A 22,641-nucleotide genomic window follows, 5' to 3' on the forward strand; every position below is an offset into this window, starting at 1 on the left:
TCGGCAATTCCGCAACCCCTGAAAATCTGGCGAACAGCCCATGTCCGACGCGCAAAACGTGCCATCAAACGGGCTCTCGTACAAGCAGGCCGGCGTCGACATAGACGCGGGCAACGCGCTTGTCGAGGCCATCAAGCCCGCCGTCCGGTCCACCCGCCGCTCCGGCGCCGACGCGGAAATCGGCGGCTTCGGCGGCCTGTTCGATCTTAAGGCCGCCGGCTTCGTCGACCCGATCCTCGTCGCCGCCAATGACGGCGTGGGCACCAAGCTGAAGATTGCCATCGAGACCGGCAATAACGGCACCATCGGCATCGACCTCGTCGCGATGTGCGTCAACGACATCATCGTGCAGGGCGCCGAGCCCCTGTTCTTCCTCGACTATTTCGCCACCGGTAAGCTCGACGTCGCCACCGGCGCCGCGATCGTCGAAGGCATCGCCGAGGGCTGCCGCATCGCCGGATGCGCGCTGATCGGCGGCGAGACTGCCGAAATGCCGGGCATGTACCATGGCAAGGACTACGACCTCGCCGGCTTCGCCGTCGGTGCCGCCGAGCGCGGCACGCTCCTGCCGCGTGAAGATATCGAGGCCGGCGACGTGCTCGTCGCCATCGCGTCCTCGGGCGTCCATTCCAACGGCTATTCGCTGGTTAGGAAGATCGTCGAAGTCTCAGGCATCGACTGGTACCTGCCCGCCCCGTTCGAGCCCGGCAAGTCGCTCAGCGACGCGCTGCTGGTTCCGACCCGCATCTACGTCAAGCCGCTGCTCTCGGCGCTGAAGGCCGGCATCGGCATCAAGGCCCTCGCCCACATCACCGGCGGCGGCTTCATCGACAACATCCCGCGCGTCCTGCCCGACAGCCTGTCGGCCCATATCGAGCTGAACCGGATCACCGTACCCAAGGTGTTCGGCTGGCTGGCCCGGGTCGGTGGCATGAACGAGCGCGAGATGCTCCGCACTTTCAATTGCGGCGTCGGCATGCTCTGCGCCGTCTCGAAGGATGACGCGAGCAAACTCGTCGAACATCTTGCTGCAGCTGGCGAAACCGCGGCAATCGTCGGTGAACTCCGCCCCCGTACTGGCGAACCCGTGACATTCGAAGGCGCACTGGCCCTCTAGAAATGGCCGGTCCGCGCGGTCGCCTCATCATCATCTGCGGCCTGCCCGGATCGGGCAAGACTACGCTCGCGACCGAGCTGGCCGAGCGGCATTACGGCGTCCGCTATTCGCCCGACGACTGGATGGATGCCCTCGGCATCAACTTGTGGGATGAGCAGAAGCGTGCCGGCATCGAGACGCTGCAATGGCAGGCGGCGCAGAGTCTGCTCGCCCTTGGCGGCACCGCCGTTATCGAGTGGGGCACTTGGGCCCGTTCCGAACGCGATGCCCTGCGCGAGGGTGCGCGTGCCCTCGGTGCCGCTGTGGAACTCATCCATATGGATGCCCCAATCGACGTGTTGCTCGACCGCGTCACCCAGCGCGGCAGGGAATCGCCGCCGATCGGCCGCGCCATGCTAGAAGATGCCGCGGCGGCGTTCGAAGTGCCGACGCCTGACGAACTCGCCCTCTACGATCCCCCAGCAAAGGCCATGCCTCGTGACTGAACCCAAGAAGCGCGTCGCCATCCTCATCTCCGGCCGCGGTTCCAACATGTCCGCGCTGATCGAGGCCGCCAAGGCGCCGGACTACCCGGCGCAGATCGTCGGCGTGTTCGCCAACAAGCCCGATGCAGCAGGCCTGCAGTCCGCCGCCAGCCACGGCATCGCCACCGCCTGGCGCTGGCACAAGGATTATCCCAGCCGTACCGGGTTCGAGCTGGCGCTGGGCGACGTGCTGAAGCTCTGGCGCCCCGACATCATCGCGCTCGCGGGCTTCATGCGTATCTTCACGCCGGAGTTCACTGCCAAGTGGGAAGGCCGGATGATCAACGTCCATCCCTCGCTCCTGCCGCTGCACAAGGGACTCCACCCCCAGCAGCAGGCGCTCGATGCCGGCGACAGCGAGAGCGGGTGCACCGTGCATTTCGTTACCCCCGGCACGGACGAGGGCCCGGCTATCCTGCAGCGCCGCGTGCCGATCCTGCCCGGCGACACCGAGGAGACCTTGGGTGCCCGCATCCTCGTCGAGGAGCATCGCGCCTATCCCGAAGCGCTCGCCATGCTGGCGCGCGGCGAAGCCCTCTACCGGCCGGGCTGAGCCATGCTAATCGCGCTCAGCGGCCTCCCCGGCAGCGGCAAGTCGACGATCGCCAAACTGCTCGCCGCCCGCCTTCGCGCGGCCTATCTGCGCATCGACAGTATCGAACAGGCCCTGATCCGGGCCGGGGCGGCCTCGCCCGTCGGCGTCGAGGGCTACGCGGTCGCTTTCGCAATAGCCGAAGATACGCTGCGCGCCGGTACCGCCGTGGTTGCAGACGCGGTCAACGCCGCCGCCATCAGCCGAGACGCGTGGCACGAGCTCGGCGGACGGCTCGCGGTCCGCGCTCTACTGGTCGGCGTCCATTGCTCCGACCCGGCCGAACACCGCCGCCGCGTCGAAACCCGCGCCGCCGAGATCGCGGGCCACGCGCTGCCGACCTGGGCCGAGGTAGAGGCCATCACATTCGAGCCATTCCCGTCGGGGACCCTGGTCGTCGACACGTCGCACGAGCCTCCCCCCGATGCGGTCGACCGCATCATCGCCCGCCTCGCTCCGTCGGCCCCTTAGGCCGCCTTCGTCGCCGAGTGGCCGCGCCAGATCATGTAGACATTGGCTCGGTCATAGGGCGAGCCCGCGCGGACCGCCGGCTGGTGCTCAAACCCGGTGCGTTCGTAGAGATGGATCGCTGATTCGAGCCGGGTATTGGTCTCGAGGAACAACTCCCGCCCGCCCAGCCGCTCGAACTCGGCGATCGCCGCCTCGATCAGCCGCCGGCCGATGCCGACGCCCTGCGCCGATGGGTCGACGCCCATCTTGGTGAGCTCGTATTCCCCCGGCGCGTGCTGCTTCAGCGCACAGGTCCCCACGACCGCGCCACCGAGCAGCGCGAACAGCACGGCGCCACCGTGCTCGACGATCGCCTCGGGGTTCGACATCACCTCGATATCGTAGGGTTCCAGCACGAAGTAGCGTTCGAGCCAGATGGCGTTGAGCCGGTAGAAGTGCTCCCGCAACTCCGGTCGCAGCGGGACGATCCGGACGGCGTCCTGCTGATGCGCGCGCACCTTGGCCGCGATGATATCCGCCAGCCCCGGCGCCGCCACCTGCTCGAGCCCGGAGAGCAGCGCCTCCGCATCGAGCCCGGCGCCGCGAACGCGCTCTGCCAGGCCCTCGCGAATAGCCCGCCACAAGGGCTTTGCTGCCTGCAGGGTCGCCTCGGCCTTTGCGGTCAGCGCCAGCCGCCGCGTGCGCCTGTCGTCGGCATCGCTCGACGTACTGACCCAGCCATCGCGTACCAGCCGCGTCGTTAGCTGGCTGATCGCCGAATGCGTCTGCCCGACAGCCGTAGCGATCTCGCCCACAGTCAGCGGGCCGCGATCGTGCAGCAGCCGCAGGATCGGGAACCAGCGGCCCTGCAGCTCAATGCCGTGGCGCACATAGATCTCGTCCGCCATCGCATAGAGCTGGTCGCTGATCGCCTTGAGCTGGCTGCCAAGGGAGAGCAGCCCCATGTCGCCGAGATAGGTCATCTTCGTTCCTCGAAGCGGAGATATGTAAGCACTAACATATCCTCGCGATGCGAGCCAGAGGCATCCGCCCATCACCAGAATCGATGGGTCCCATCGTCAAAATCGGTTCGACGCGACTCCCTTTGCGGGTCCATCTATGGCGGCTTGGAGAATTGCCCATGCCGTCCACACGCGTCGAAACCCGAGCCGGCTGGCTCGGCGGCCGCCACGCCGAGTTCATCGCCGCCGTCCAGCGAGCGCTGGTCGAGGGCATCCGCATCCCGCAGCAGGATCGCGACATCCGAATCCTCGAATACTCCGGCGAAGCCTTCGCCCCGCCGCCCGGACGCGGCCCTCACTACACGATCATCGAGATCGCCATGTTTTCCGGGCGGTCGCTGGATGCCAAGCGCCAGCTCTATGCCAGTCTCGTCGCCGAGCTGGCCGCCTTCGACATCGCCCCGTCCGACCTCAAGGTCATCGTCCATGACGTGCCGCGCGAAAATTGGGGGCTGGGCGGCAAGGCTGCCAGTGACATAGAACTCGGCTTCAAGGTCGACGTCTGACCAACGGAACGGATCACCCCATGAAACTGCAATACTGGCTGCTCATCATCCTGCTCGGCGCCGTCTGGGGCTGTTCGTTCCTGTTCAACGCCGTGCTGATCCGGGAGATCAGCCCGCTATGGGTCGCGGCGGGGCGCGTCACCATCGGCGCCGCAATTTGCTGGGTGGTCTTCTTCGCCACCCGCAAGAAGCTGCCCACCGATCCCAAGCTCTATGTGCAGTTTCTCGTTCTCGGCATTCTCAACTACGCCATCCCGTTCGCGCTGTTCCCGTTCGCCGAGCAAACCGTCGCCAGCTCCATCGTCGGCGTCATCAACGGCATGACTCCGATGACCACGGTGATCGTTTCTCAGCTCTGGCCGGGCGGCGAGAAGGCGACGTGGAACAAGGTGGTGGGCGTTGCCATCGGCTTTGCCGGCGCGGTCATTCTGTCCTTGCCGTCGCTCGGCGTCGGCGCCTCGGCGCAGGTGATTGGCCTGCTCGCGGCGTTCGTTGCCACGCTCTGCTATGCCCTGACCCTCAACTATGCCCGGCGTTTCGCCAAGGTCGAACCCTATGCGGTCGCCTCGAGCTCGCTGACCGGCGCGGCGCTGGTGTCGATCCCCATCGCGCTGTTCTTCAGCGGCATCCCAGTGATCACCCTGCCCGAGACCTGGGCGGCGCTGTTCGGCATCTCGGTGTTCTCCACCAGCTTCAGCTTCCTCCTGGTGTACTGGCTGCTGCCCCGCGTCGGCGCCACCAACCTGTCGCTCAACACCTTCATCACCCCGATCTCGGCGATCCTGCTCGGCGTGCTGGTCCTGCACGAGCGCTTCGAGCTGGTGCATATCCTCGGCATCGTCGTGATTTTCCTCGGCCTCGTATTCATCGATGGCCGCCTGGTGAAAGGCTGGCGCAAAGCGCCGGCCTGATCTCCTCCCTGCCCTAACCGGTGATAGAGCACTTCCGTTCAAGTCCGGTTCAGCTTCGCGACTTAGTGTCCTCAGTCATCATATGACCTGAGGAGGCCAGACGTGTTTATCGGAACGATCGACGAGAAGGATGCCACCGGCGAGATCGCCGAAATCTACCGGGATGAGGCCAAGGCGCTTGGCTTCGTCATGGAAGGCACCAAGTGCTGGACAGCGCTGCCGCACCTCTCCCCGATGGTCGAGCATCTGCTGCATGCCGCGCGCAACAACTTCTCGCTGGGCCTGGTGAGCTGGCGGCTGATCACCCTGATCGCAGCCAAGCAAATCCCGTCCACCTATTGCTCGCATGTCTATGCCAAGCTGCTGGTGAATGACCTGGGCTCCAAGGAGAAGGTATTCGCCATCCAGCACGATTTCCGCAGCGCCGGTCTCGCGGCCAAGACCGTTGCGATGCTGGCTTACGCCGAGCAGGTTGCGCGGGACGCCAGCCTCATCACCGAGGAGGATGTCGAAAGGCTCCGCAAGCACGGCTTCACCGACCGGGAGATCGCCGACATAGCCTTCTGCGCCTCCTACCGCTGCTTCATGAGCCGATATTTCGATGCCGTCGGTGCGATGCCCGAATCCACCTGGCTCGATCCCGATCCGGCGTTCCGTGCCGCAATGACGGTGGGCAAGCCGACCTAGCTACCAGACGGGCCGCGATGCCGAGCCGCGGTCCTCCGGCTGCTGCTGATCGATGGCAGTGCGGCGTTCGCCATCCTCGATGATCACGTCCTCGCGCATGGCAAGCTGGGCGGTTGGCGTCGACACGTCGATCACCATGCCGTTGAGATCGCGGATCAGCCCACGCGTCTGGCCGTAGTCGAGCGCGATCGCCTCGGACACCACCTCGGCGCCCATGGCGCGCGCCCGGTCCAGCACCTCGAACACGTCGTCCACCTCGAAGGTCAGGTACGTCCCCTCATGCATGCCCCAGGCGTGGCGCGGGGTGAACTGGCTCATCTGGTCGATCAACCCGATCTGCACATTCGCCTGACCCTTCGGCGTGAGCACCACGAACCAGTCGCTGTCGTAGATCGTCTCGAGCCCGAACAGCTCCTTGTAGAACTTGGTACTGTCGGCGAGGTCCTTGCAGAGGACATTGAACAGGACACGGTTGAGCACGGACATCGCAGGCTCCTTTGACGAGGGGTTTCTCGTCAACGATGCGGAGCGGAAGACGGTTCCGAAGCCGATGCCTATTCGTGCGTCAGCCGCCAAAACCCTCGACGATGGCAAAGTTGGCGGTGCTGGAGTTCAGCCGCGTCTTCATTGCCTCCTGGTATTCCGGCGAGTGGTATGCGCGGAACGCGTGGTCGTAGCTCGGAAACTCGACCACTACGACGCGAGGGCCGACCTGGCCCTCGACGACGCTCACCTGGCCGCCGCGGACGACGAAGCGGCCGTCATTGGCGGCCAGGAAGGGCCGGACGGAGGCCTGGTACTGCTTGTACGTCTCGGGGTCGCTGACCTTGATGTTGACGACCCAGTAGCCCTTGGCCATCGGCCCCTCCTACTCGAGCCCCAGCTTCTTCTTCAGGATCTCGTTCAGCGCCTGCGGGTTGGCCTTGCCGCCCGAGGCCTTCATGGCCTGGCCGACGAACCAGCCGAGCATGGTCGGCTTCGCCTGCACGGCAGCCACCTGGCCCGGGTTGGCTGCGATGATCTCGTCGATCACCGCCTCGATGGCGCCCAGGTCAGTCACCTGCTTCATGCCGCGCCGCTCGACGATCTCGGCCGGCTCGCCTTCGGGCTCCTCGGCGATGATCACCTGCAGCAGGTCCTTGGCGCCCTTGGACGAGATCGTCCCGGCCGCCACGAGGTCGACGATGCCAGCGATCTGGCTCGGCTTGATGTGCGTCTCGAACGCCGACAGCCCCTGGCTGTTGGCGAACGCTGCGATGTCGCCGGTAACGAGGTTGGCCACCGCCTTGCCGTCGCGCTTGGTCCCGCCGAACTTCACCGCGGCTTCGTAGTAGTCGGCCGTCTCGCGCTCCAGCGTCAGCACCATCGCGTCATACGGCGTCACGCCATATTCCTTGATGAAGCGGGCTTCCTTGTCGTCCGGCAGCTCCGGCAGGTGCTTGGCCAGCTCGTCGATGAAAGCCTGGTCGAATTCCAGCGGCAAGAGGTCCGGATCGGGGAAGTAGCGATAATCGTGCGCCTCTTCCTTGCTCCGCATCGAGCGCGTCTCGCCGGTCTTGGGGTCGTAGAGCCGCGTCTCCTGGTCGATCTTGCCGCCATCCTCGAGGATGTCGATCTGGCGGCGCGCCTCGAACTCGATCGCCTGGCCGGCGAAGCGGATCGAGTTGACGTTCTTGATTTCGCAGCGCGTACCGAACTCGCCACCGGGCTTGCGCACCGAGACGTTGATGTCGGCGCGCATCGAGCCCTGCTCCATGTTGCCGTCGCAGGTGCCGAGATAGCGCAGGATCGTGCGCAGCTTCGAGAGGTACGCCTTGGCCTCGTCGGAGTTCCGGAGGTCGGGCTTCGACACGATCTCCATCAGCGCCACGCCCGAGCGGTTGAGATCGACGAAGCTCAGGTTCGGGTGCTGGTCGTGGATCGACTTGCCGGCGTCCTGCTCAAGATGCAGCCGCTCGATGCCGATCTCGATGTGCTCCTCGCCACCCATGTCGAGGAACACCGAGCCCTCACCGACGATCGGATCCTTGAACTGGCTGATCTGGTAGCCCTGCGGCAGGTCCGGATAGAAGTAGTTCTTCCGATCGAAGATCGAGCGCTTGTTGATCTTGGCCTTGAGCCCCAGCCCGGTCCGCACCGCCTGGCGAACGCACTCGTCGTTGATCACCGGCAGCATGCCGGGCATCGCCGCGTCGACGAAGCTCACATTGGAGTTCGGCGGCGAGCCGAACTCGGTCGAGGAGCCGGAGAACAGCTTGCTCTCCGAGGTCACCTGCGCATGCACTTCCATGCCGATGACGATCTCCCAGTCCCCGGTGGCTCCCTTGATGAAGCTCTTGGGGTTGGGGGTGCGGGTATCGATGAGGGTCATGGGCTAAGGCTCTTGTTCATTCCAACTTTGTCTATGGCATAACCGAGCGAGGCGGAAAACTTCTCCCTGCGCCAGACGACAGCAAATCCGTGCCGCTGGTAGAAGCCGATCGCTCGCGCGTTGCTGGCCAGCGTCTCGAGCGCGGCCAATGGGTAGTGGGCGGCCCTGATCTCGGCGACCAGCGCTTCCAGCAGTAGACTGCCGACACCGCGCCCCTGCGCCTCAGGCGCAACCCAGAGGTCCGAGATCAGCTGGTTGTTATCCTCGCGTGCGCCCCAGCCGAGCGCCTGGCCGCCGGCTTCGGCAACGAGGATGGTCGGTGCATGACTGACCCCGAAGCCACGGAACTCCTCGCGCAACCGGTCGCGATCGACCCTGCCGACGTCGCCCTCGGCAAAGGCGCTGGCCTCCCAGGCGGCAAAGCCAATGTCGCCAAGGATCACGGCCTCCTCCTGCCGGGCGCGCCGCACCGTCATGCTCACGTTGATTTCTCAGTCTTCGTCGTCGGTCAGCGGACCGCGGTACGGGGAGAGCCGCTTTTCCAGCCGCACGCTGGTTTGCGGGTCGCTGCCGGTGGCGCCCTCGCGCTTCAGCACCAGGATGCGATAGCCCTGGTGCTGGTAGAAGTTCACGGCCCGCACGTTGTCGCTCAGCGTATCGAGTTGCACCCGGTCGGCGCCCTCGAGCTCGATGATCGATTCCATCCGCCTGAGCAGCAGCGAGCCGATGCCCTGGTTCTGCAGCGACGGGGTGACAAACAGATACGGGATGTAGGGCCGGCTCCGCGCCCGCGCGCACCAGGCCACCGGAGAGCTGTCGATCTCGGCGACGATGGTGCGGTCCAGCAGTTCGTGGACGGCAATGCCAAGCCGGCGCTTCTCGTTCTGGCGGCTAGCCGCTTCCCCGCTGAGGAAGGGCTTCAGGTCGCGCTCCCAGGCGAGCAGCGCGATGTCGGCGAGACGCTCTGCCTCGCTCGCCACAGCCTTGCGGATCGTGATCTCCGGCGACGTCATCGAAGTCTCCACTGCAACCAGCCTAACTCAGCCGTGGCGCTTGCGTGCAGCGATAATGCCCTTTTCGTAGTTCACATTCCAGTTGATCAGCGTGCGCCAGATCAACTCTGCCTGGTCCTCGTCGAGTTCCAGCTCTTCGGCGCGTTTGCGCTGCTTGGCGATGATCGACTCGATGCGGGTCGGATCATACGCCTCGTGCGGATCGGTCTTGATCTCAGCCATCCGCGTCACATAGCCGTGCCGCTCGGCGAGCAGGGTCAGCAGCGCCTGATCGATCCGGTCGATCTCGACGCGTACATCTTCCTTGGTCTGGCATTCGGCGGGGGCTTTGGTCACGGGGGAGGCACTCGTTGGCAGGACTTTCACTGTTGCTGGTTTGCACCGGCGGAACCGGGATTGCAACCGCAACGCTGGCGCAGAATCCGCTCATCGGCTATTCAGCCATCGTTCATCGGCAAGGCGATATCGCGGCGCCGTCAAGAAATGGACTGCCCCATGTCTAGCAAAGTTGAGATTGCGTAGTACCCCGTCCGCCCGCTGAGCCCTAGGGCTCACGACGCGTTGCGACGGGGTTTGGAACCAGGCGACCTGCCAGGCGAGATGCTGGCCGGGCCTTCTTTCCACGCATCCCAAGGTCTAGACTTCCATGGATATTTCCCGCGAGGAACAGCGGGTGCTGCACGCACTCGCGCAGGGCGGCGCTATTCACGTGCTCAAAGCCCCGAACGGCAAGGTCGTCAGCGTCGAATGCCTCAACCGCGACGGCTGGTTGATGCAGCAATGCAACCTCAGCCTGTTCCGCAAACTGAAGAACAAGAACGCCATCGCCTCCAGCAGCGGCCGCCCCTACCGCATCACCCGGCGCGGCCTCGAGCTGGTGCGGAGCGAGTACGACAACAGGTAGCGTCGATGGTCCCCTCTTCACCTCCCCCTTCATGGGGGAGGCCGGGAGGGGGCCGTCTCCCTCGACCTGCAAAGAAACTTATCCCCGCACTCCAGCCATCTCGTACCTTCCCTCCACCTTTCCGATGCGAGGCGCTACGCGGCGTCGCGGGGAGGGTTCGGGCTGGTTGGGAGGCGTCCTGGCCAGGGTTTGGTGGAAGCGTCCGCTTTGCGCACCATCGAGCCAAAAGACCGTTCGCAATGGGCGGGGCGAGAGTCCCAACCTTTGTACAGTTTGCCGGACGACCGGCACAGGGACGAAGTCCCGCCCATGCCGCTTCGCAAGAAACGGCAAGACTGACAAGAAAACCCCGATGGCTCGGCCAGTCGGGCTTTTAGTGCTGCGTGACGCCGCTCAATTCCTTGGCGATGTGTTCCCACTCGGCGGACACGCTTGCCGTGGCGCGCTTGCGGCCGGCGCGGCGATACCAGTAGTCGGCATTGCCCATGTCGGCTTCGATCCAGTGCAGCAGCGCGTGCACCCAGTCGAACTCGAACGTGCCCTCCATCGCCTGGACGATGCGATGCGCTTCTTCCCATTCGGGGCCGACGCGCAACTCGCCCTTCTTCATCCACCACAGGGCCTGCAGAGGCTTGGACATATCCTTGGGCGGGGCCGACCAGTCGAGGGTCGTGAACACATCGGCCATGGAGCCAATCCTCTGAAACGAAACCGCCGGCTTGGCCGGGAGGTCGACAAGTCTCAATTTGCGCATGGGCGGCAAATAGTGCTGAAACCGCTATGCTTCAAGCGGTTTCGACTCTGACGGTGACTACCACCACTTGTCGGGGCTGAAGTCGATACCGGCCGAACGCTCGATGACACGGCCCGCCGCGAACAGCGTTTCCTCGTCGAACGGCTTGCCGATCAGCTGCAGGCCGAGCGGCAGACCTGCGCCGTCCTTGCCGGCTGGAACCGCGATTCCCGGCAGCCCGGCCATGTTCACGGTCACCGTGAACACGTCGTTGAGGTACATCTTGACCGGATCGGCCTTCATGTCCTCGTCGCCGATGCCGAACGCCGCCGACGGGGTCGCCGGGGTCAGGATGGCGTCGACGCCGTCGTTGAAGACGATCTCGAAGTCGCGCTTGATCAGCGTACGGACCTTCTGCGCCTGCACGTAATAGGCGTCATAATAGCCCGCCGACAGAACGTAGGTGCCGATCATGATGCGGCGCTTCACCTCGCGGCCGAAACCATCGGCGCGGGTCATCTCGTAAAGGTCGGTGATGTCCTTGCCGGTATCGCGCAGGCCGTACTTCACGCCGTCATAGCGAGCGAGGTTCGACGAGGCCTCGGCCGGCGCCACGATGTAATAAGCCGGCAGGGCGTACTTCGTGTGCGGCAGCGAGATGTCGCGCACCGTTGCACCCTCGGCCTTCAGCCAGGCGATGCCCTGTTGCCACAGCGCCTCGATCTCCGCCGGCATGCCGTCCATGCGGTACTCGCGCGGAATGCCGATGACGAGCCCCTTCACGCCGCGCTCCACCGCCGCCGCGAAATCCGGCACGGCGAGGTCGACGCTGGTCGAGTCCTTCGGATCGAACCCGGACATCGAGGTCATCATGATCGCCGCGTCCTCGACAGTGCGGGCAATCGGGCCGGCCTGGTCGAGCGACGACGCAAACGCCACGACGCCCCAGCGTGAGCAGCGGCCGTAGGTCGGCTTGATGCCCACCGTGCCGGTCAGCGCCGCCGGCTGGCGGATCGAGCCGCCGGTATCTGTCGCAGTTGCCGCGGCACAGAGCCAGGCGGAAACCGCCGAGGCAGAGCCGCCGGACGAGCCGCCCGGCACCAGCTGGGCGTTCGAGTTGTTCGCCCGCCACGGGTTGATCACCGGGCCGTAGTAGCTGGTCTCGTTCGACGAGCCCATGGCGAACTCGTCCATGTTCAGCTTGCCCAGCATCACCGCGCCGTCACGCCACAGGTTGCTGGTGACGCTCGATTCGTACTCGGGCTTGAAGCTGTCGAGGATGTGGCTCGCCGCCTGGGTATGGACGCCCTTGGTCGCGAACAGGTCCTTGATCCCCAGCGGAATCCCCTCGAGCGGACCGCCCTGCCCGGCCGCGAGCCTGGCGTCGCTGGCCTTTGCCTGCGCCTGCGCCTGCTCGCCGGTCACCGCCACATAGGCATTGAGCTTGGGGTTGGCCCCCTCGATCGCCGTCAGATAGGCGTCGGTCAGTTCGCTCGAGGTGAAATCCTTGGCCTTCAGCCCATCACGAGCGGCGGCAAGGGTCAGGCGGGTAAGGTCGGTCAAAGGCTTGGCTCGCGAGGAAGGGACGCGGGGATTAGTCGACCGCCGTTCCTATAGCGGCATCGCGATTACCGCAACATCAGGCGACAGCCGGCTGCCCGATACGCTTCTCGAAGAAAACCGACCACTCGCTCTCGGGATAGTCGAGAAACGGCCCGCGCTCGGTGAAGCCGCTATTGGTATAGAGCCGGTGCGCTTCGCTCATCCCCGGCCCCGTCCCGGTCTCCAGCAGCAAGTGCGAGATCCCCTTCGACCGCGCCAGCTCGGTGATCGCTTCGAGCAGCCCCGAACCCACCCGCTGCCCGCGAACCGACGGCCGGGTGTACATGCGCTTCACTTCGCCCTCGTCGGCCGAGATCACCTTCAGCGCTCCGCAGCCGACGGCCTCGCCGACCTCGTTGCGCGCCACGAACAGGGTGGTGTCGGCGCCGGCCATCTGCTCGACCGTCATCTTGAACTGGAACTCCAGCGGCGACAGCGGAATCAGGTGCGCGTTCAACTCTTCGACCAACCCGCGGACATCATCCTGCAGCGGCGTCTCGATGGCGATGGTGACCATGGCGCTTACTCGACGACCTTGGGCACCATGAAGAAGTTGTCTTCGGTCAGTGGCGCGTTGGCGACGATCTTGTCCGGGTAACCACCGTCGGTGACCTTGTCCTCGCGCCGGCGCAGCGTCATCGGCGTCACCGAGGTCATCGGCTCGACGCCCGTCACGTCGACCTCACCGAGTTGCTCGACGAAACCCAGGATCGCATTGAGCTCATTGCGATAGGTCTCGACCTCGCCTTCCTCGATGCGAATGCGGGCCAAGCGGCCAATACGCTTCACGGTGGCGGCATCTACCGACATGGGGTCACTCCGAACGTCACGATTTCCGGCGTTCTAGCAACGGAACGTGTGCAAGAAAAACGAAAAGCGTTGATGGGCGCCATCAAACTTCCAAAGCCATCCCAGCCTCGAGCGCCACCAGTGCCGTGCCATCGAGCCGATCCCGCAGCGCCCCGAAAGCCCGCTCCACCACCGCATCGGGCCCGGCAACCGCTATCAGCCGCGGCCCAAACGCCTCCAGCACCTCGGCCGCAAGCCTGTCGCCCTCGTCGCCAAACACCACAACCACCGCATCCCGCGCCCAGCGCCCGGCCTTAGGCACGGCGCCAGCCAGCAACAGCAGCGGCGCCTCGCCGACCGCGGCAATCAGCGCGCCGCCGGCCAGCCCGTGCGCGGTCACCTCGCCCAGCACATCCTCATCGAGCATAGTCCCCGCCCGCCCCGGCTGCCACAGCACCGGGTCGATCTCGGGCAGGCTGCCATCCAGCGCAAACGTCGCATCCGCCCCCGAAACCAGTTCCTCGGGATCGACCCCGCCAATCCCCGCGAGATCCGCCACGAGTATCTTGCCGCCAATATGAACGCGGATCGTGGTGCCGCCGAACCAGGTGAGTTTCATTGCTTGCCTCTTGTCAGCGCCACAGGTAGCCAGAACTGAAGCTGATGCAAAGGATGCGCGTGACAGACGACGCTCTCAACCCGCTGACCGCCCTGCCTCTGACGGGCAAGCTGCTCGGGCTCGATCTCGGCACCAAGACTATCGGCGTCGCCATCTCGGACGGCATGCGCTACTCGGCGACGCCGCTCGAGACCATCAAGCGGCTGAAGTTCACGCAGGATGCGATTCGGCTGCAGGAACTGATCGCGGAGAATGACGCGGTCGGCATCGTGCTCGGCCTGCCGCTCAATATGGATGGCTCCGAAGGGCCACGGGTCCAGTCCACCCGCGCCTTTGCCCGCAATCTCGCGGCGAAGATCAGCATCCCCATCGTCTTCTGGGACGAACGGCTCTCCACCTCGGCCGTCACCCGCACGCTGATCGAGGCCGATGTCCGCCGCGACAAGCGCGCCGAGGTCGTCGACAAGCTCGCCGCGAGCTACATCCTGCAAGGCGCGCTGGAGCGGCTCCGTAGAGGATCCCTGTAGCCAATCAGCTTCTGGAAAATGCACGGCCAGACTGTACATGCTCGCCCCCTCGCGTTAGACCCCCGCGAACATTCGGAACGGAGCGGCATGGCTACTTCCTCGCCAGCATCGGTCACCGGCGGCCAGGGGGCTGCGAGACCGGCTTTCCGCCATCGCCATCTTCTTGGCATCAGCCAGCTCAACCAGTACGAGATCGTCGATCTGCTGGACCGGGCCGAGGCGATGATCCCGATCTCCCGTCAGCCCAGGAAGATCCTGCCGACCCTCACCGGCAAGACCCAGATCAACCTGTTCTTCGAGAACTCGACTCGCACACAGTCGAGCTTCGAGATCGCCGGGAAGCGCCTTGGCGCGCAGGTCACCAACATGTCGGTGAAGACCTCGTCGGTCGCCAAGGGCGAGACGCTGGTGGATACCGCCGCGACGCTCAACGCCATGCGGCCGGATGTGATCATCGTCCGCCACGGCTCCTCGGGCGCCGTGGAACTGCTCAGCCAGAAAGTCGGCTGCTCGGTGATCAATGCTGGCGACGGCGCCCATGAGCACCCGACGCAGGCCCTCCTCGATGCGCTGACCATCCGCCAGCACAAGGGCTACCTCGCTGGCCTCACCGTCGCCATCTGCGGCGACATCGCCAATTCCCGCGTCGCCCGCTCGAACCTCTTGCTGCTCGGCGCCATGCAGGCCCGTACCCGCGTCATCGCGCCAAGGACACTGCTGCCCAAAGGCATCGAGGCGCTGACCTCGGAAGTCTTCACCGACATGCGCCAGGGCCTCGAAGGCGCTGACGTGGTGATGATGCTGCGCCTGCAGCACGAGCGCGCCAACGGCCGGATGATCCCATCGGTGCGCGAGTACTATCACTTCTACGGCCTCGACGAGGAAAAGCTCGGTTACGCCAAGCCGGACGCGATCGTCATGCATCCCGGCCCGATGAACCGTGGCGTCGAGATCGACCCGGCCATCGCCGACGGGCCGCGTTCGGTGATCACCGAGCAGGTCGAGATGGGCGTCGCCGTGCGCATGGCGGTTCTCGATACTCTCCTCGCCGATCCGCAGCGGAACGAGCCATGACCAATCCCATCGTCATCGCCAATGCTCGCGTGGTCGACCCGGCCACCAATCGCGATGCCCCTGGCGCCGTGCTGGTCGAAAACGGCAAGATCACCGGCATCACCAACGGCGCCCCGCAGGGCATCCCCGACGGTGCCGAAACCTACGACGCGAAGGGCCAGATCGTTGCGCCCGGCCTCATCGACATGCGCGTCTTCACCGGCGAGCCCGGCCACGAATACCGCGAGACCCTAGCCAGCGCCGCAGAGGCGGCCGCCGCCGGTGGCGTCACCAGCTTCGTGCTGATGCCCGACACCACGCCGGTGATCGACGACGGCGCATTGGTCGATTTCGTCCTCCGTCGCGCCGGCGCTAAAGCGTCGGTCAACATCCTCCCCGCCGCCGCCATCACTCGCGGTCTCAAGGGCGAGGAGATCACCGAGTTCGGCCTCCTCAAGGAAGCGGGCGCCGTTGCCCTCACGGATGGACGTGAGTCGATCCAGTCCGCCGGTCTGCTGCGCGCCGCCTTCACCTACGCCCGCAACTTCGACCTGCCGATTATCCATCACGTAGCCGATCACACCCTGGTCGGCGACGGCGTGATGAACGAGGGCACGCTGGCGACCGTCTCCGGCCTCAAAGGTATCCCCGGCGAAGCCGAGACCGTCCCCCTCGCCCGCGACCTGCAGCTCGCCGCCCTCACTGGCGTGCGCTACCACGCCGCGCAGATCTCGACCGGCGCCGCCGTCGAGCTGATGGCCAATGCCAAGCGCCGCCTGTCGACGGTGTCCGCCGGCATCTCGATTAACAATCTCTCGCTCAACGAAAACGACGTCGCGCCCTACCGCTCGTTCTTCAAGCTGTCGCCGCCGCTCCGCTCCGAGGACGATCGCCGCGCGGTCATCGATGGCCTCAACTCCGGCGCCATCGACACCATCCATTCCGGGCACGATCCGCAGGATAGCGAGGTGAAACGCCAGCCGTTCGCCGAGGCGTCTTATGGCGCGGTCGGTCTCGAAACCCTGCTCGCTGCCGCTTTCCGCCTCGTCCATTCCGGCGACGTACCGCTGCTCACCCTGCTGCGTGCCATGACCAGCCGTCCGGCCGAACTGCTTGGACTCAGCTCAGGCCGCATCGCAGTCGGCGCTCCGGCCGACCTGATCATCTTCGATCCCGACTTCCCTTGGGTGGTGAAGGAAGCCGCACTGCGCTCCCGTTCCCGCAACACCGCTTTCGAGGGCGCGAGGATGCAGGGCGCCGTGATGCATACGTTCGTTGCAGGCCGTCCGGTCTTCAGCCATGCTGCAACCGCTGAGGGGGCCGACGCATGAACTTTCTGATCGCAACCGTACTGGGGTATCTCCTCGGCTCGATCCCGTTCGGCATGCTGCTGACACGCGCCGTCGGCATCGATATCCGGTCAATCGGCTCGGGCAATATCGGCGCCACCAATGTGCTCCGCACCGGCAACCGCTGGCTCGCCGTCGCCACGCTGCTGCTCGATGCCGGCAAGGGCGCCGCCGCCGTCCTGATCGCCCGCTACTTCCTCGCCCCGGGCGCCGACTCGCCGCTCGCGGCCGAGTTCGTCATCTACGGCGCTGGCATCGGTGCCTTCTTCGGTCACTGCTTCCCGGTCTGGCTCGGGTTTAAGGGCGGCAAGGGCGTCGCCACCTATATTGGCGTGCTGCTGGCCTGGAGCTGGGTCGTCGGCCTGATCTTCTGCGCCGTCTGGCTGCTGATCGCCGTGGCCCGCCGCTTCTCCTCGCTTGCCGCGCTTACCGCTGCCGCAACGGCTCCCGTCTTCGCCTATGCGCTCGCCGGCACCGACATGCAGGGCTTCACCTTCGCCGCGGCCTGCGGGTTGCTCAGCTTCGTGCTCTATTTCACGCATTGGCAGAACATCCGGCGGCTGTGGAACGGCACGGAGCCGAAGATCGGCTCGGAAAAGCCCAAGGCCAGCTGAAGTCATGGCGCGCGACGGCATCGAACTGACGCCGTCGCAACGCACTGCATGGCTGCGGCTCATCCGCACCGACAATGTCGGGCCGCAGACCTTCCGCCAGTTGATCAACCGCGAAGGCTCGGCTGAGGCCGCCCTCGCCGCCCTGCCCGACCTTTTGAAACGCCTCGGCACACCCTCCCGCATTCCCTCAATCTCCGAAGCCGAAGATGAGATCGCCGGCACCGAGCGGCTCGGCGCCCGCTTCGTCGGCTCCGGCGAGCCCGACTACCCACCGCTCCTCCGATACATCTCCGGCGCCCCGCCGCTGGTCGCCATCGCCGGCGGCTACAATCTCGACTGGTGGCGCAGCGTCGCCATTGTCGGCGCCCGCAACGCCTCCACCGCGGGGCAGAAGTTCGCGCAGATGCTCGCCCTAGATCTGGGCGAAGCACGCTACACCGTGGTCTCCGGCCTCGCCCGTGGCATCGATGCGGCGGCCCACAAGGCAGCGCTTCGCACCGGGACCGTGGCAGTGCTCGCCGGCGGCCTCGACCGCATCTATCCCGACGAGAACATTCCCTTGGCGCACCAGATCGTCGAGAACGGCGGCGCGCTGATCACCGAGATGCCGCTCGGCTGGGAGCCGCGGGCCCGTGACTTCCCCCGCCGCAACCGTCTCGTCTCCGGCCTCACGCTCGGCACCGTGGTCGTCGAGGCCGCCAAGCGCTCCGGCTCGCTGATCACCGCCCGCCTGGCCCTGGAGCAGAACCGCGAGGTCTTCGCCGTACCCGGCTCGCCGCTCGACCCGCGTGCCGAAGGTGGCAACGCGCTGATCCAGCAGGGCGCCAAGCTGATCACCGGCGCCGCCGATATCATCGACACGCTGCGCGAAGCCGACCCGTCGCGCACGAGCCTCCTCGAACCCGACTGGCTCCCCGATGCCGATGTGTTCGATCCCGCCCCGCCATCGGAGGACGAGCGCTCCCGCCTGGTCGACGCGCTCAGCGTCACGCCGGTCGCGGTCGACGACGTCATCAAATCCACCGGGATCGCCATCAGCCGCGTGCAGACGCTGCTGCTCGAACTCGACCTCGAAGGCCGCGTCGAATGGTCAAGCGGCCAGTTGGTGGCGCTCCGCCCCTGAGCGATCCGGCAGCAGGGCAATGATCGCAAAGCCGACCCACAACACCGCCGTCGCCCCCGTCGCCTGCAGCCAGCCGCCCTTGAAGAAGCCCGGCAGCAGGTAGTCGAAGAGCGGATTGGCGAACCACGGCGGCGACATGCTGTCGACGCTGGCCGAGACCATCGAGATCAGCAGGCTGACGAGCAGCAACAGCAGAGCGACAGTCCTCGCCGGCCATTCCGGCGGCCAGGCAAACGCCAGTGCGAGGCACATCAGCGGCAGCGCCGCCACCAGATGCCGTGGCCCCGTCGATGACCCGCCGTCCCAATAGAAGTAGCTGGCGTTGATCAGCAGGAAGCTCAGCATCACCCCGACGATCACGATGCCGACGCCGCGGGTCGACGCCTGCATGGCCAGCAGCCCGATCGGCACCATCAGCAACACCGGGGCAAGCGGCAGCAGGCCGCGATAGTGGCCGAACAGCAGTTCGCCGAGCACCATCGGCTGCGGGAAGGTGATGCCAAAGAACCCCTGCTGCATGCCCTCGAAGCCCTGCACCTGCGAATAGCCAAGGCGAAACGGCGAACCGAAGGTCAGTTGGTTGTAAGCCAACAGGGGCAGCAGCCCGGCGATCCCACCAAGCGCGAGCCCGACGAAATCCCGTCCGCGCCGGTCCGAGCGGATCAACGCGAACAGTCCGACTATGGCCCCGGCCGGTGCCGCCGTTATGTCGACGACCAACAGGTAGCCGAGCAACAGCCCCACCAGCGGCGGCACCCAGCCCGATGGTCGAGCAAGCACGATCAGTGCCAACGCGCCGAGCAGCATGGCTCCCGAGAGCGAATGGGCGAACACTGTCGTCGACCAACCAAAGAACGGCGTCCCCAGCGCCAGCGCGCAACTGGCGAAGGTCGCCGCAACGTGGCCGGCGCCAAGCCGCAACGCCATCAGATAGAGCAGCATCACTGCCAGCGCGGCCGGCAACGACACCGTCGCGACGGCTACAGCCCGCACGTAGACCGCCAGCGTATCGAGATCAGTCGGGTCGCTCGGCGCCCCCGCGGCCCGCAGCGCCATGCGGGTCCCAACCACGACGGGCACTGCGAGGAACGAGATGCCCGGCTGCTTGTCGGCATAGTAATGGCCATCGAAGGAGGCCTTATCGACCGTCTGCGCGGCGAACGAGTCGATATCTACGCGCCCCTCGCTCAGCGACAGTGCCAGAGCGACGCGAGTAATATGCTGCGGGTTGTAGGGGTCCTGCGGCGCCAGACGCGCAAAGGCGAGGAACGCCAGGACGAAGATGATCGCCGCCTTTACTATGCGCATGCCGGCCCCCAAACCGTCCTCGGCTTAGCACGAGTCTCTTTATGCTTTGCTGAGCCCAAGTTTCTTCCCCCATAGGGGGAACGCCGACCGGCGCTGCCCGCCCGGTTGACAGCCCCAACCCGCTTCACCATGTTGCGCCGCGTTCGAACGCCACTCCCGAAAGCCCTATCCCATGAAGCTCGTCATCGTTGAAAGTCCGGCTAAGGCCAAGACAATCAACACCTATCTCGGCAAGGACTATGAGGTCCTGGCGAGCTTCGGTCACGTCCGCGACCTGCCGGCCAAGGATGGCTCGGTGCTGCCCGACGATGACTTTGCGATGATCTGGGAGGTCGATACCAACTCCAAGAAGCGGCTCGCCGATATCGGCAATGCGCTCAAGAACGCCGACGAACTGATCCTCGCTACCGATCCGGATCGCGAAGGCGAAGCCATCTCGTGGCACGTGCTCGACGTGCTGCGGCAAAAGAAGCTGATCAAGGACAAGCCGGTCAGCCGCGTTGTGTTCAACGCGATCACCAAGGCCGCGATCACCGAGGCGATGCAGCATCCGCGCCAGATCGACGAGCCGTTGGTCGATGCCTACCTGGCGCGCCGCGCCCTCGATTATCTGGTTGGCTTTACGCTCTCGCCCGTACTCTGGCGGAAGCTCCCGGGCTCCCGCTCCGCAGGCCGTGTGCAGTCCGTTGCGCTGCGCATCGTCTCGGACCGCGAGCGCGAGATCGAGAAGTTCCGCCCGCAGGAATACTGGTCGATCGGCGCCAAGCTGAGCGAGAAGGGCAAATCCTTCGAGGCCCGGCTCTACTCGGTCGATGGCAAAAAGACCGACAAGCTCGACGTCGGCACCGGCGACGAAGCCGAGGCGCTGAAGAAGGCGATCGAGGCCGGCACGTTCAGCGTGTCGTCGGTCGACAAGAAGCCGACTAAGCGCAACCCCTATCCGCCCTTCACCACTTCGAGCCTGCAGCAGGACGCCTCGTCGCGCCTCGGCTTCTCGCCGAGCCGCACCATGCAGATCGCGCAGCGGCTCTACGAAGAGGGCATCATCACCTATATGCGAACCGACGCCGTGCAGATGGCGCCGGAAGGCATCGACCAGGCGCGCCGCGCCATCGTCAAGAATTTCGGCGCCGACTACATCCCCGAGAAGGCGCGCATCTACCAGACCAAGGCCAAGAACGCCCAGGAGGCGCACGAGGCGATCCGTCCCACGGACATGTTCCGCCACCCCGACACCGTGCGCGACGACCCGGACCGCCATCGCCTCTACGAGCTGATCTGGAAGCGCACCCTCGCCAGCCAGATGCGCTCGGCCGAAATCGAACGCACCACGGCCGATATCTCAGTCTTTGCTACCAGCCGCGATATCGCGCTGCGCGCCGTTGGCTCGGTCGTCACCTTCTCCGGTTTCCTGGCGCTCTATGGCGTCGAGGCCAAGGAAGACCGCACTGCCGATAGCGAGGACGACGAGGATAGCCGCGAGCTGCCGCCGCTCAACGTCGGCGACCGGCCCAAGCTTGAACAAGCGCTGATCGAACAGCACTTCACCCAGCCGCCGCCGCGCTACACCGAAGCAAGCCTGATCAAGAAGATGGAAGAGCTCGGCATCGGCCGACCCTCCACCTACGCCGCCACCATGAGCGTGCTGCAGGACCGCAACTATGTCCGGCTCGAAAAGCGCACGCTGATCCCCGAGGATCGCGGCCGCATCGTCACCGCCTTCCTCGAGAGCTTCTTCGATCGCTATGTCGAATACGGCTTCACCGCCAGCCTCGAGGAGCAGCTCGACCTGATCTCCGACGGCAAACTTGCCTGGAAGGACGTGCTGCGCGAGTTCTGGACCGAGTTCCAGCGCCACGTCGAAGACATCAAGGACCTGCGCGTTTCCGAGGTGCTCGATGCCCTCAACGACATGCTGGCCGACCATATCTTCCCGGCCAAGGCCGACGGTTCCGATCCGCGCCGCTGCCCGAATTGCGGGACCGGCCAGTTGTCGTTGAAGCTGGGCAAGTTCGGCGCCTTCATCGGCTGCTCGAACTATCCCGAGTGCCGCTACACCATGCAGCTTTCTGACGCCGCCGCCGGCGGGGCCAGCGAGGCCGGTACCGGTGACGGCATCCTCGGCACCGACCCCGAGAGCGGGTTGGAGGTGGCCTTGAAGTCGGGCCGCTTCGGTCCATATGTACAGCTAGGCGACGGAACCGAGCCTAAGCGCTCGTCCCTCCCAAAAGGCTGGACTCCCGACAGTCTGACGCTCGAGAAGGCGTTGCAGCTTTTGACGCTGCCACGCGAAGTCGGAATGCACCCGGAGACGGGCAAGCCGATCAGCGCCGGCATCGGCCGCTATGGACCGTTCATCCTGCACGATGGCACCTATGCCAATCTCCCCGAAGTCGAGGAAGTGTTCACGGTCGGGCTCAACCGCGCCGTCGATCTCCTCGCCCAGAAGGCGGCGGGCGGCGGACGGTTCGGCCGAGGAGGCTCCGGTACGCCGGCGGCGATCAAGACCTTCGAGCACGACGCTGGTCCGATCTCGGTCCGCGCCGGCCGCTATGGCCCTTATGTGAATCAGGGCAAGGTGAACGCAACGCTGCCCAAGGAGTTGAAGCCCGAAGACGTGACGATCGAGCAGGCGCTCGAACTGATCGCGGCCAAGGGAGGCGCATCCGGCGCAAAGAAATCCTCGTCGCGCAGCGCGGGTGCTAAGAAAGCCCCAGCGAAGAAAGCGGCGACAAAGAAACCAGCGGCCAAGGCCAAATCGACTGCAAAGACAGCAGCCAAGCCCAAGGCCGCATCGAAGACGAAGGCGGAGACACCCGCCTAAAGA

27 protein-coding genes are annotated in these 22,641 nt (G+C 65.5%); 14 read left to right on the forward strand and 13 right to left on the reverse strand.

Annotated features, from left to right (window positions below; genetic code table 11):
• The first annotated feature begins 40 nt into the window (after positions 1 to 40).
• The 4 genes from purM to AC1DYL_RS04360 are packed head-to-tail and all read left to right on the forward strand — an operon-like array spanning position 41 to position 2,704.
• Entirely contained in the window at positions 41 to 1,117 is a 1,077-nt protein-coding gene (purM, locus tag AC1DYL_RS04345) for a phosphoribosylformylglycinamidine cyclo-ligase (protein ID WP_477172183.1), read from the forward strand.
• A 2-nt stretch (positions 1,118 to 1,119) separates the two neighbouring features.
• The gene (locus AC1DYL_RS04350) at positions 1,120 to 1,602 is read left to right on the forward strand and encodes a P-loop nucleotide/nucleoside kinase family protein (protein WP_477172184.1); all 483 of its coding nucleotides are present in this window, start codon (positions 1,120 to 1,122) and stop codon (positions 1,600 to 1,602) included.
• On the forward strand, positions 1,595 to 2,194 hold the full coding sequence (gene purN / locus AC1DYL_RS04355; RefSeq protein ID WP_477172185.1) for a phosphoribosylglycinamide formyltransferase: 600 nt from the start codon (positions 1,595 to 1,597) through the stop codon (positions 2,192 to 2,194). Before AC1DYL_RS04350 ends, purN begins: the two co-directional genes overlap by 8 nt.
• A gap of 3 nt (positions 2,195 to 2,197) precedes the next feature.
• The gene (locus tag AC1DYL_RS04360; RefSeq protein ID WP_477172186.1) at positions 2,198 to 2,704 is read left to right on the forward strand and encodes a P-loop nucleotide/nucleoside kinase family protein; all 507 of its coding nucleotides are present in this window, start codon (positions 2,198 to 2,200) and stop codon (positions 2,702 to 2,704) included.
• Here the strand turns inward: AC1DYL_RS04360 and AC1DYL_RS04365 are convergent.
• The gene (locus AC1DYL_RS04365; protein ID WP_477172187.1) at positions 2,701 to 3,666 is read right to left on the reverse strand and encodes a bifunctional helix-turn-helix transcriptional regulator/GNAT family N-acetyltransferase; all 966 of its coding nucleotides are present in this window, start codon (positions 3,664 to 3,666) and stop codon (positions 2,701 to 2,703) included. The genes AC1DYL_RS04360 and AC1DYL_RS04365 overlap by 4 nt on opposite strands.
• A gap of 158 nt (positions 3,667 to 3,824) precedes the next feature.
• Here AC1DYL_RS04365 and AC1DYL_RS04370 point away from each other — a divergent pair, with 158 nt between their 5' ends.
• The 3 genes from AC1DYL_RS04370 to AC1DYL_RS04380 all read left to right on the forward strand — a co-directional run bounded on the left by AC1DYL_RS04370 (position 3,825) and on the right by AC1DYL_RS04380 (position 5,809).
• Complete coding sequence (locus AC1DYL_RS04370; RefSeq protein WP_477172188.1) at positions 3,825 to 4,211, forward strand: tautomerase family protein; 387 nt, start codon at positions 3,825 to 3,827, stop codon at positions 4,209 to 4,211.
• 20 nt (positions 4,212 to 4,231) lie between these two features.
• Positions 4,232 to 5,122: a DMT family transporter gene (locus tag AC1DYL_RS04375; protein WP_477172189.1), complete on the forward strand. Its 891-nt coding sequence runs from the start codon at positions 4,232 to 4,234 to the stop codon at positions 5,120 to 5,122.
• Positions 5,123 to 5,224: 102 nt separating this feature from the next.
• Positions 5,225 to 5,809 (forward strand): carboxymuconolactone decarboxylase family protein, encoded by a 585-nt coding sequence (locus AC1DYL_RS04380; RefSeq protein ID WP_477149171.1) that lies wholly within the window; start codon positions 5,225 to 5,227, stop codon positions 5,807 to 5,809.
• Here the strand turns inward: AC1DYL_RS04380 and AC1DYL_RS04385 are convergent, their stop codons facing one another.
• From AC1DYL_RS04385 to AC1DYL_RS04410, 6 genes are all read right to left on the reverse strand, one after another.
• A complete protein-coding gene (locus AC1DYL_RS04385; protein ID WP_477149170.1) occupies positions 5,810 to 6,295 on the reverse strand; it encodes a VOC family protein in 486 nt (161 codons plus the stop codon).
• A gap of 79 nt (positions 6,296 to 6,374) precedes the next feature.
• Positions 6,375 to 6,668: a DUF1330 domain-containing protein gene (locus AC1DYL_RS04390; protein ID WP_477172190.1), complete on the reverse strand. Its 294-nt coding sequence runs from the start codon at positions 6,666 to 6,668 to the stop codon at positions 6,375 to 6,377.
• 9 nt (positions 6,669 to 6,677) lie between these two features.
• Entirely contained in the window at positions 6,678 to 8,180 is a 1,503-nt protein-coding gene (gatB, locus tag AC1DYL_RS04395; RefSeq protein ID WP_477149168.1) for an Asp-tRNA(Asn)/Glu-tRNA(Gln) amidotransferase subunit GatB, read from the reverse strand.
• Positions 8,177 to 8,656, reverse strand: coding sequence for an N-acetyltransferase family protein (locus AC1DYL_RS04400; RefSeq protein WP_477172420.1), 480 nt, complete (start codon positions 8,654 to 8,656; stop codon positions 8,177 to 8,179). The genes gatB and AC1DYL_RS04400 overlap by 4 nt, the downstream gene beginning before the upstream one ends.
• A gap of 15 nt (positions 8,657 to 8,671) precedes the next feature.
• The gene (locus AC1DYL_RS04405) at positions 8,672 to 9,193 is read right to left on the reverse strand and encodes an N-acetyltransferase family protein (RefSeq protein ID WP_477149167.1); all 522 of its coding nucleotides are present in this window, start codon (positions 9,191 to 9,193) and stop codon (positions 8,672 to 8,674) included.
• Between the two features lie 27 nt (positions 9,194 to 9,220).
• Positions 9,221 to 9,529 (reverse strand): chorismate mutase, encoded by a 309-nt coding sequence (locus tag AC1DYL_RS04410; RefSeq protein ID WP_477158164.1) that lies wholly within the window; start codon positions 9,527 to 9,529, stop codon positions 9,221 to 9,223.
• A gap of 310 nt (positions 9,530 to 9,839) precedes the next feature.
• Between AC1DYL_RS04410 and AC1DYL_RS04415 the strand changes: the two genes are divergently transcribed.
• Positions 9,840 to 10,097 (forward strand): YjhX family toxin, encoded by a 258-nt coding sequence (locus tag AC1DYL_RS04415; RefSeq protein WP_477149165.1) that lies wholly within the window; start codon positions 9,840 to 9,842, stop codon positions 10,095 to 10,097.
• A 373-nt stretch (positions 10,098 to 10,470) separates the two neighbouring features.
• Here the strand turns inward: AC1DYL_RS04415 and AC1DYL_RS04420 are convergent, their stop codons facing one another.
• The 5 genes from AC1DYL_RS04420 to AC1DYL_RS04440 all read right to left on the reverse strand — a co-directional run bounded on the left by AC1DYL_RS04420 (position 10,471) and on the right by AC1DYL_RS04440 (position 13,840).
• Entirely contained in the window at positions 10,471 to 10,785 is a 315-nt protein-coding gene (locus tag AC1DYL_RS04420) for a hypothetical protein (protein ID WP_477149164.1), read from the reverse strand.
• A gap of 123 nt (positions 10,786 to 10,908) precedes the next feature.
• On the reverse strand, positions 10,909 to 12,393 hold the full coding sequence (gene gatA / locus AC1DYL_RS04425; RefSeq protein ID WP_477172191.1) for an Asp-tRNA(Asn)/Glu-tRNA(Gln) amidotransferase subunit GatA: 1,485 nt from the start codon (positions 12,391 to 12,393) through the stop codon (positions 10,909 to 10,911).
• Positions 12,394 to 12,469: 76 nt separating this feature from the next.
• The gene (locus AC1DYL_RS04430; protein WP_477172192.1) at positions 12,470 to 12,949 is read right to left on the reverse strand and encodes a GNAT family N-acetyltransferase; all 480 of its coding nucleotides are present in this window, start codon (positions 12,947 to 12,949) and stop codon (positions 12,470 to 12,472) included.
• A gap of 5 nt (positions 12,950 to 12,954) precedes the next feature.
• A complete protein-coding gene (gene gatC, locus AC1DYL_RS04435; protein ID WP_477149161.1) occupies positions 12,955 to 13,242 on the reverse strand; it encodes an Asp-tRNA(Asn)/Glu-tRNA(Gln) amidotransferase subunit GatC in 288 nt (95 codons plus the stop codon).
• An 82-nt stretch (positions 13,243 to 13,324) separates the two neighbouring features.
• Positions 13,325 to 13,840 carry a hypothetical protein gene (locus tag AC1DYL_RS04440; RefSeq protein WP_477172193.1) on the reverse strand — a complete coding sequence of 172 codons (516 nt, stop codon included), beginning with the start codon at positions 13,838 to 13,840 and terminating at the stop codon, positions 13,325 to 13,327.
• Positions 13,841 to 13,893: 53 nt separating this feature from the next.
• On the opposite strand from AC1DYL_RS04440, the gene ruvX reads away from it, so the two are divergent.
• The 5 genes from ruvX (at position 13,894) to dprA (ending at position 18,506) form a co-directional block, all read left to right on the forward strand.
• Positions 13,894 to 14,367, forward strand: coding sequence for a Holliday junction resolvase RuvX (gene ruvX, locus AC1DYL_RS04445; RefSeq protein ID WP_477172194.1), 474 nt, complete (start codon positions 13,894 to 13,896; stop codon positions 14,365 to 14,367).
• A gap of 87 nt (positions 14,368 to 14,454) precedes the next feature.
• Positions 14,455 to 15,441 (forward strand): aspartate carbamoyltransferase catalytic subunit, encoded by a 987-nt coding sequence (locus tag AC1DYL_RS04450; protein ID WP_477149158.1) that lies wholly within the window; start codon positions 14,455 to 14,457, stop codon positions 15,439 to 15,441.
• Positions 15,438 to 16,751, forward strand: coding sequence for a dihydroorotase (gene pyrC / locus AC1DYL_RS04455; protein ID WP_477172195.1), 1,314 nt, complete (start codon positions 15,438 to 15,440; stop codon positions 16,749 to 16,751). The genes AC1DYL_RS04450 and pyrC overlap by 4 nt, the downstream gene beginning before the upstream one ends.
• A complete protein-coding gene (gene plsY / locus AC1DYL_RS04460) occupies positions 16,748 to 17,383 on the forward strand; it encodes a glycerol-3-phosphate 1-O-acyltransferase PlsY (RefSeq protein WP_477172196.1) in 636 nt (211 codons plus the stop codon). Before pyrC ends, plsY begins: the two co-directional genes overlap by 4 nt.
• Before the next feature lie 4 nt (positions 17,384 to 17,387).
• Complete coding sequence (dprA, locus tag AC1DYL_RS04465) at positions 17,388 to 18,506, forward strand: DNA-processing protein DprA (RefSeq protein ID WP_477172197.1); 1,119 nt, start codon at positions 17,388 to 17,390, stop codon at positions 18,504 to 18,506.
• On the opposite strand, the gene AC1DYL_RS04470 is transcribed toward dprA, so the two are convergent.
• Complete coding sequence (locus AC1DYL_RS04470; RefSeq protein WP_477172198.1) at positions 18,474 to 19,814, reverse strand: hypothetical protein; 1,341 nt, start codon at positions 19,812 to 19,814, stop codon at positions 18,474 to 18,476. The two genes, dprA and AC1DYL_RS04470, sit on opposite strands and share 33 nt — an antisense overlap.
• 172 nt (positions 19,815 to 19,986) lie before the next feature.
• Between AC1DYL_RS04470 and topA the strand changes: the two genes are divergently transcribed.
• Complete coding sequence (gene topA, locus AC1DYL_RS04475; protein ID WP_477172199.1) at positions 19,987 to 22,638, forward strand: type I DNA topoisomerase; 2,652 nt, start codon at positions 19,987 to 19,989, stop codon at positions 22,636 to 22,638.
• Positions 22,639 to 22,641: the final 3 nt, after the last annotated feature.

Source organism: Devosia sp. P1_H9 (assembly GCF_056405135.1).

Coding starts and splice junctions, on each gene's coding strand:
- AC1DYL_RS04430 (WP_477172192.1), bottom strand. CDS start 12,949: ATGGTCACCATCGCCATCGAGACGCCGCTGCAGGATGATGTCCGCGGG.
- AC1DYL_RS04450 (WP_477149158.1), top strand. CDS start 14,455: ATGGCTACTTCCTCGCCAGCATCGGTCACCGGCGGCCAGGGGGCTGCG.
- AC1DYL_RS04470 (WP_477172198.1), bottom strand. CDS start 19,814: ATGCGCATAGTAAAGGCGGCGATCATCTTCGTCCTGGCGTTCCTCGCC.
- gatB (WP_477149168.1), bottom strand. CDS start 8,180: ATGACCCTCATCGATACCCGCACCCCCAACCCCAAGAGCTTCATCAAG.
- ruvX (WP_477172194.1), top strand. CDS start 13,894: ATGCGCGTGACAGACGACGCTCTCAACCCGCTGACCGCCCTGCCTCTG.
- AC1DYL_RS04440 (WP_477172193.1), bottom strand. CDS start 13,840: ATGAAACTCACCTGGTTCGGCGGCACCACGATCCGCGTTCATATTGGC.
- AC1DYL_RS04400 (WP_477172420.1), bottom strand. CDS start 8,656: ATGACGGTGCGGCGCGCCCGGCAGGAGGAGGCCGTGATCCTTGGCGAC.
- AC1DYL_RS04390 (WP_477172190.1), bottom strand. CDS start 6,668: ATGGCCAAGGGCTACTGGGTCGTCAACATCAAGGTCAGCGACCCCGAG.
- plsY (WP_477172196.1), top strand. CDS start 16,748: ATGAACTTTCTGATCGCAACCGTACTGGGGTATCTCCTCGGCTCGATC.
- AC1DYL_RS04420 (WP_477149164.1), bottom strand. CDS start 10,785: ATGGCCGATGTGTTCACGACCCTCGACTGGTCGGCCCCGCCCAAGGAT.
- AC1DYL_RS04370 (WP_477172188.1), top strand. CDS start 3,825: ATGCCGTCCACACGCGTCGAAACCCGAGCCGGCTGGCTCGGCGGCCGC.
- purM (WP_477172183.1), top strand. CDS start 41: ATGTCCGACGCGCAAAACGTGCCATCAAACGGGCTCTCGTACAAGCAG.
- dprA (WP_477172197.1), top strand. CDS start 17,388: ATGGCGCGCGACGGCATCGAACTGACGCCGTCGCAACGCACTGCATGG.
- AC1DYL_RS04350 (WP_477172184.1), top strand. CDS start 1,120: ATGGCCGGTCCGCGCGGTCGCCTCATCATCATCTGCGGCCTGCCCGGA.
- AC1DYL_RS04415 (WP_477149165.1), top strand. CDS start 9,840: ATGGATATTTCCCGCGAGGAACAGCGGGTGCTGCACGCACTCGCGCAG.
- AC1DYL_RS04405 (WP_477149167.1), bottom strand. CDS start 9,193: ATGACGTCGCCGGAGATCACGATCCGCAAGGCTGTGGCGAGCGAGGCA.
- topA (WP_477172199.1), top strand. CDS start 19,987: ATGAAGCTCGTCATCGTTGAAAGTCCGGCTAAGGCCAAGACAATCAAC.
- AC1DYL_RS04360 (WP_477172186.1), top strand. CDS start 2,198: ATGCTAATCGCGCTCAGCGGCCTCCCCGGCAGCGGCAAGTCGACGATC.
- AC1DYL_RS04385 (WP_477149170.1), bottom strand. CDS start 6,295: ATGTCCGTGCTCAACCGTGTCCTGTTCAATGTCCTCTGCAAGGACCTC.
- AC1DYL_RS04365 (WP_477172187.1), bottom strand. CDS start 3,666: ATGACCTATCTCGGCGACATGGGGCTGCTCTCCCTTGGCAGCCAGCTC.
- pyrC (WP_477172195.1), top strand. CDS start 15,438: ATGACCAATCCCATCGTCATCGCCAATGCTCGCGTGGTCGACCCGGCC.
- AC1DYL_RS04375 (WP_477172189.1), top strand. CDS start 4,232: ATGAAACTGCAATACTGGCTGCTCATCATCCTGCTCGGCGCCGTCTGG.
- gatC (WP_477149161.1), bottom strand. CDS start 13,242: ATGTCGGTAGATGCCGCCACCGTGAAGCGTATTGGCCGCTTGGCCCGC.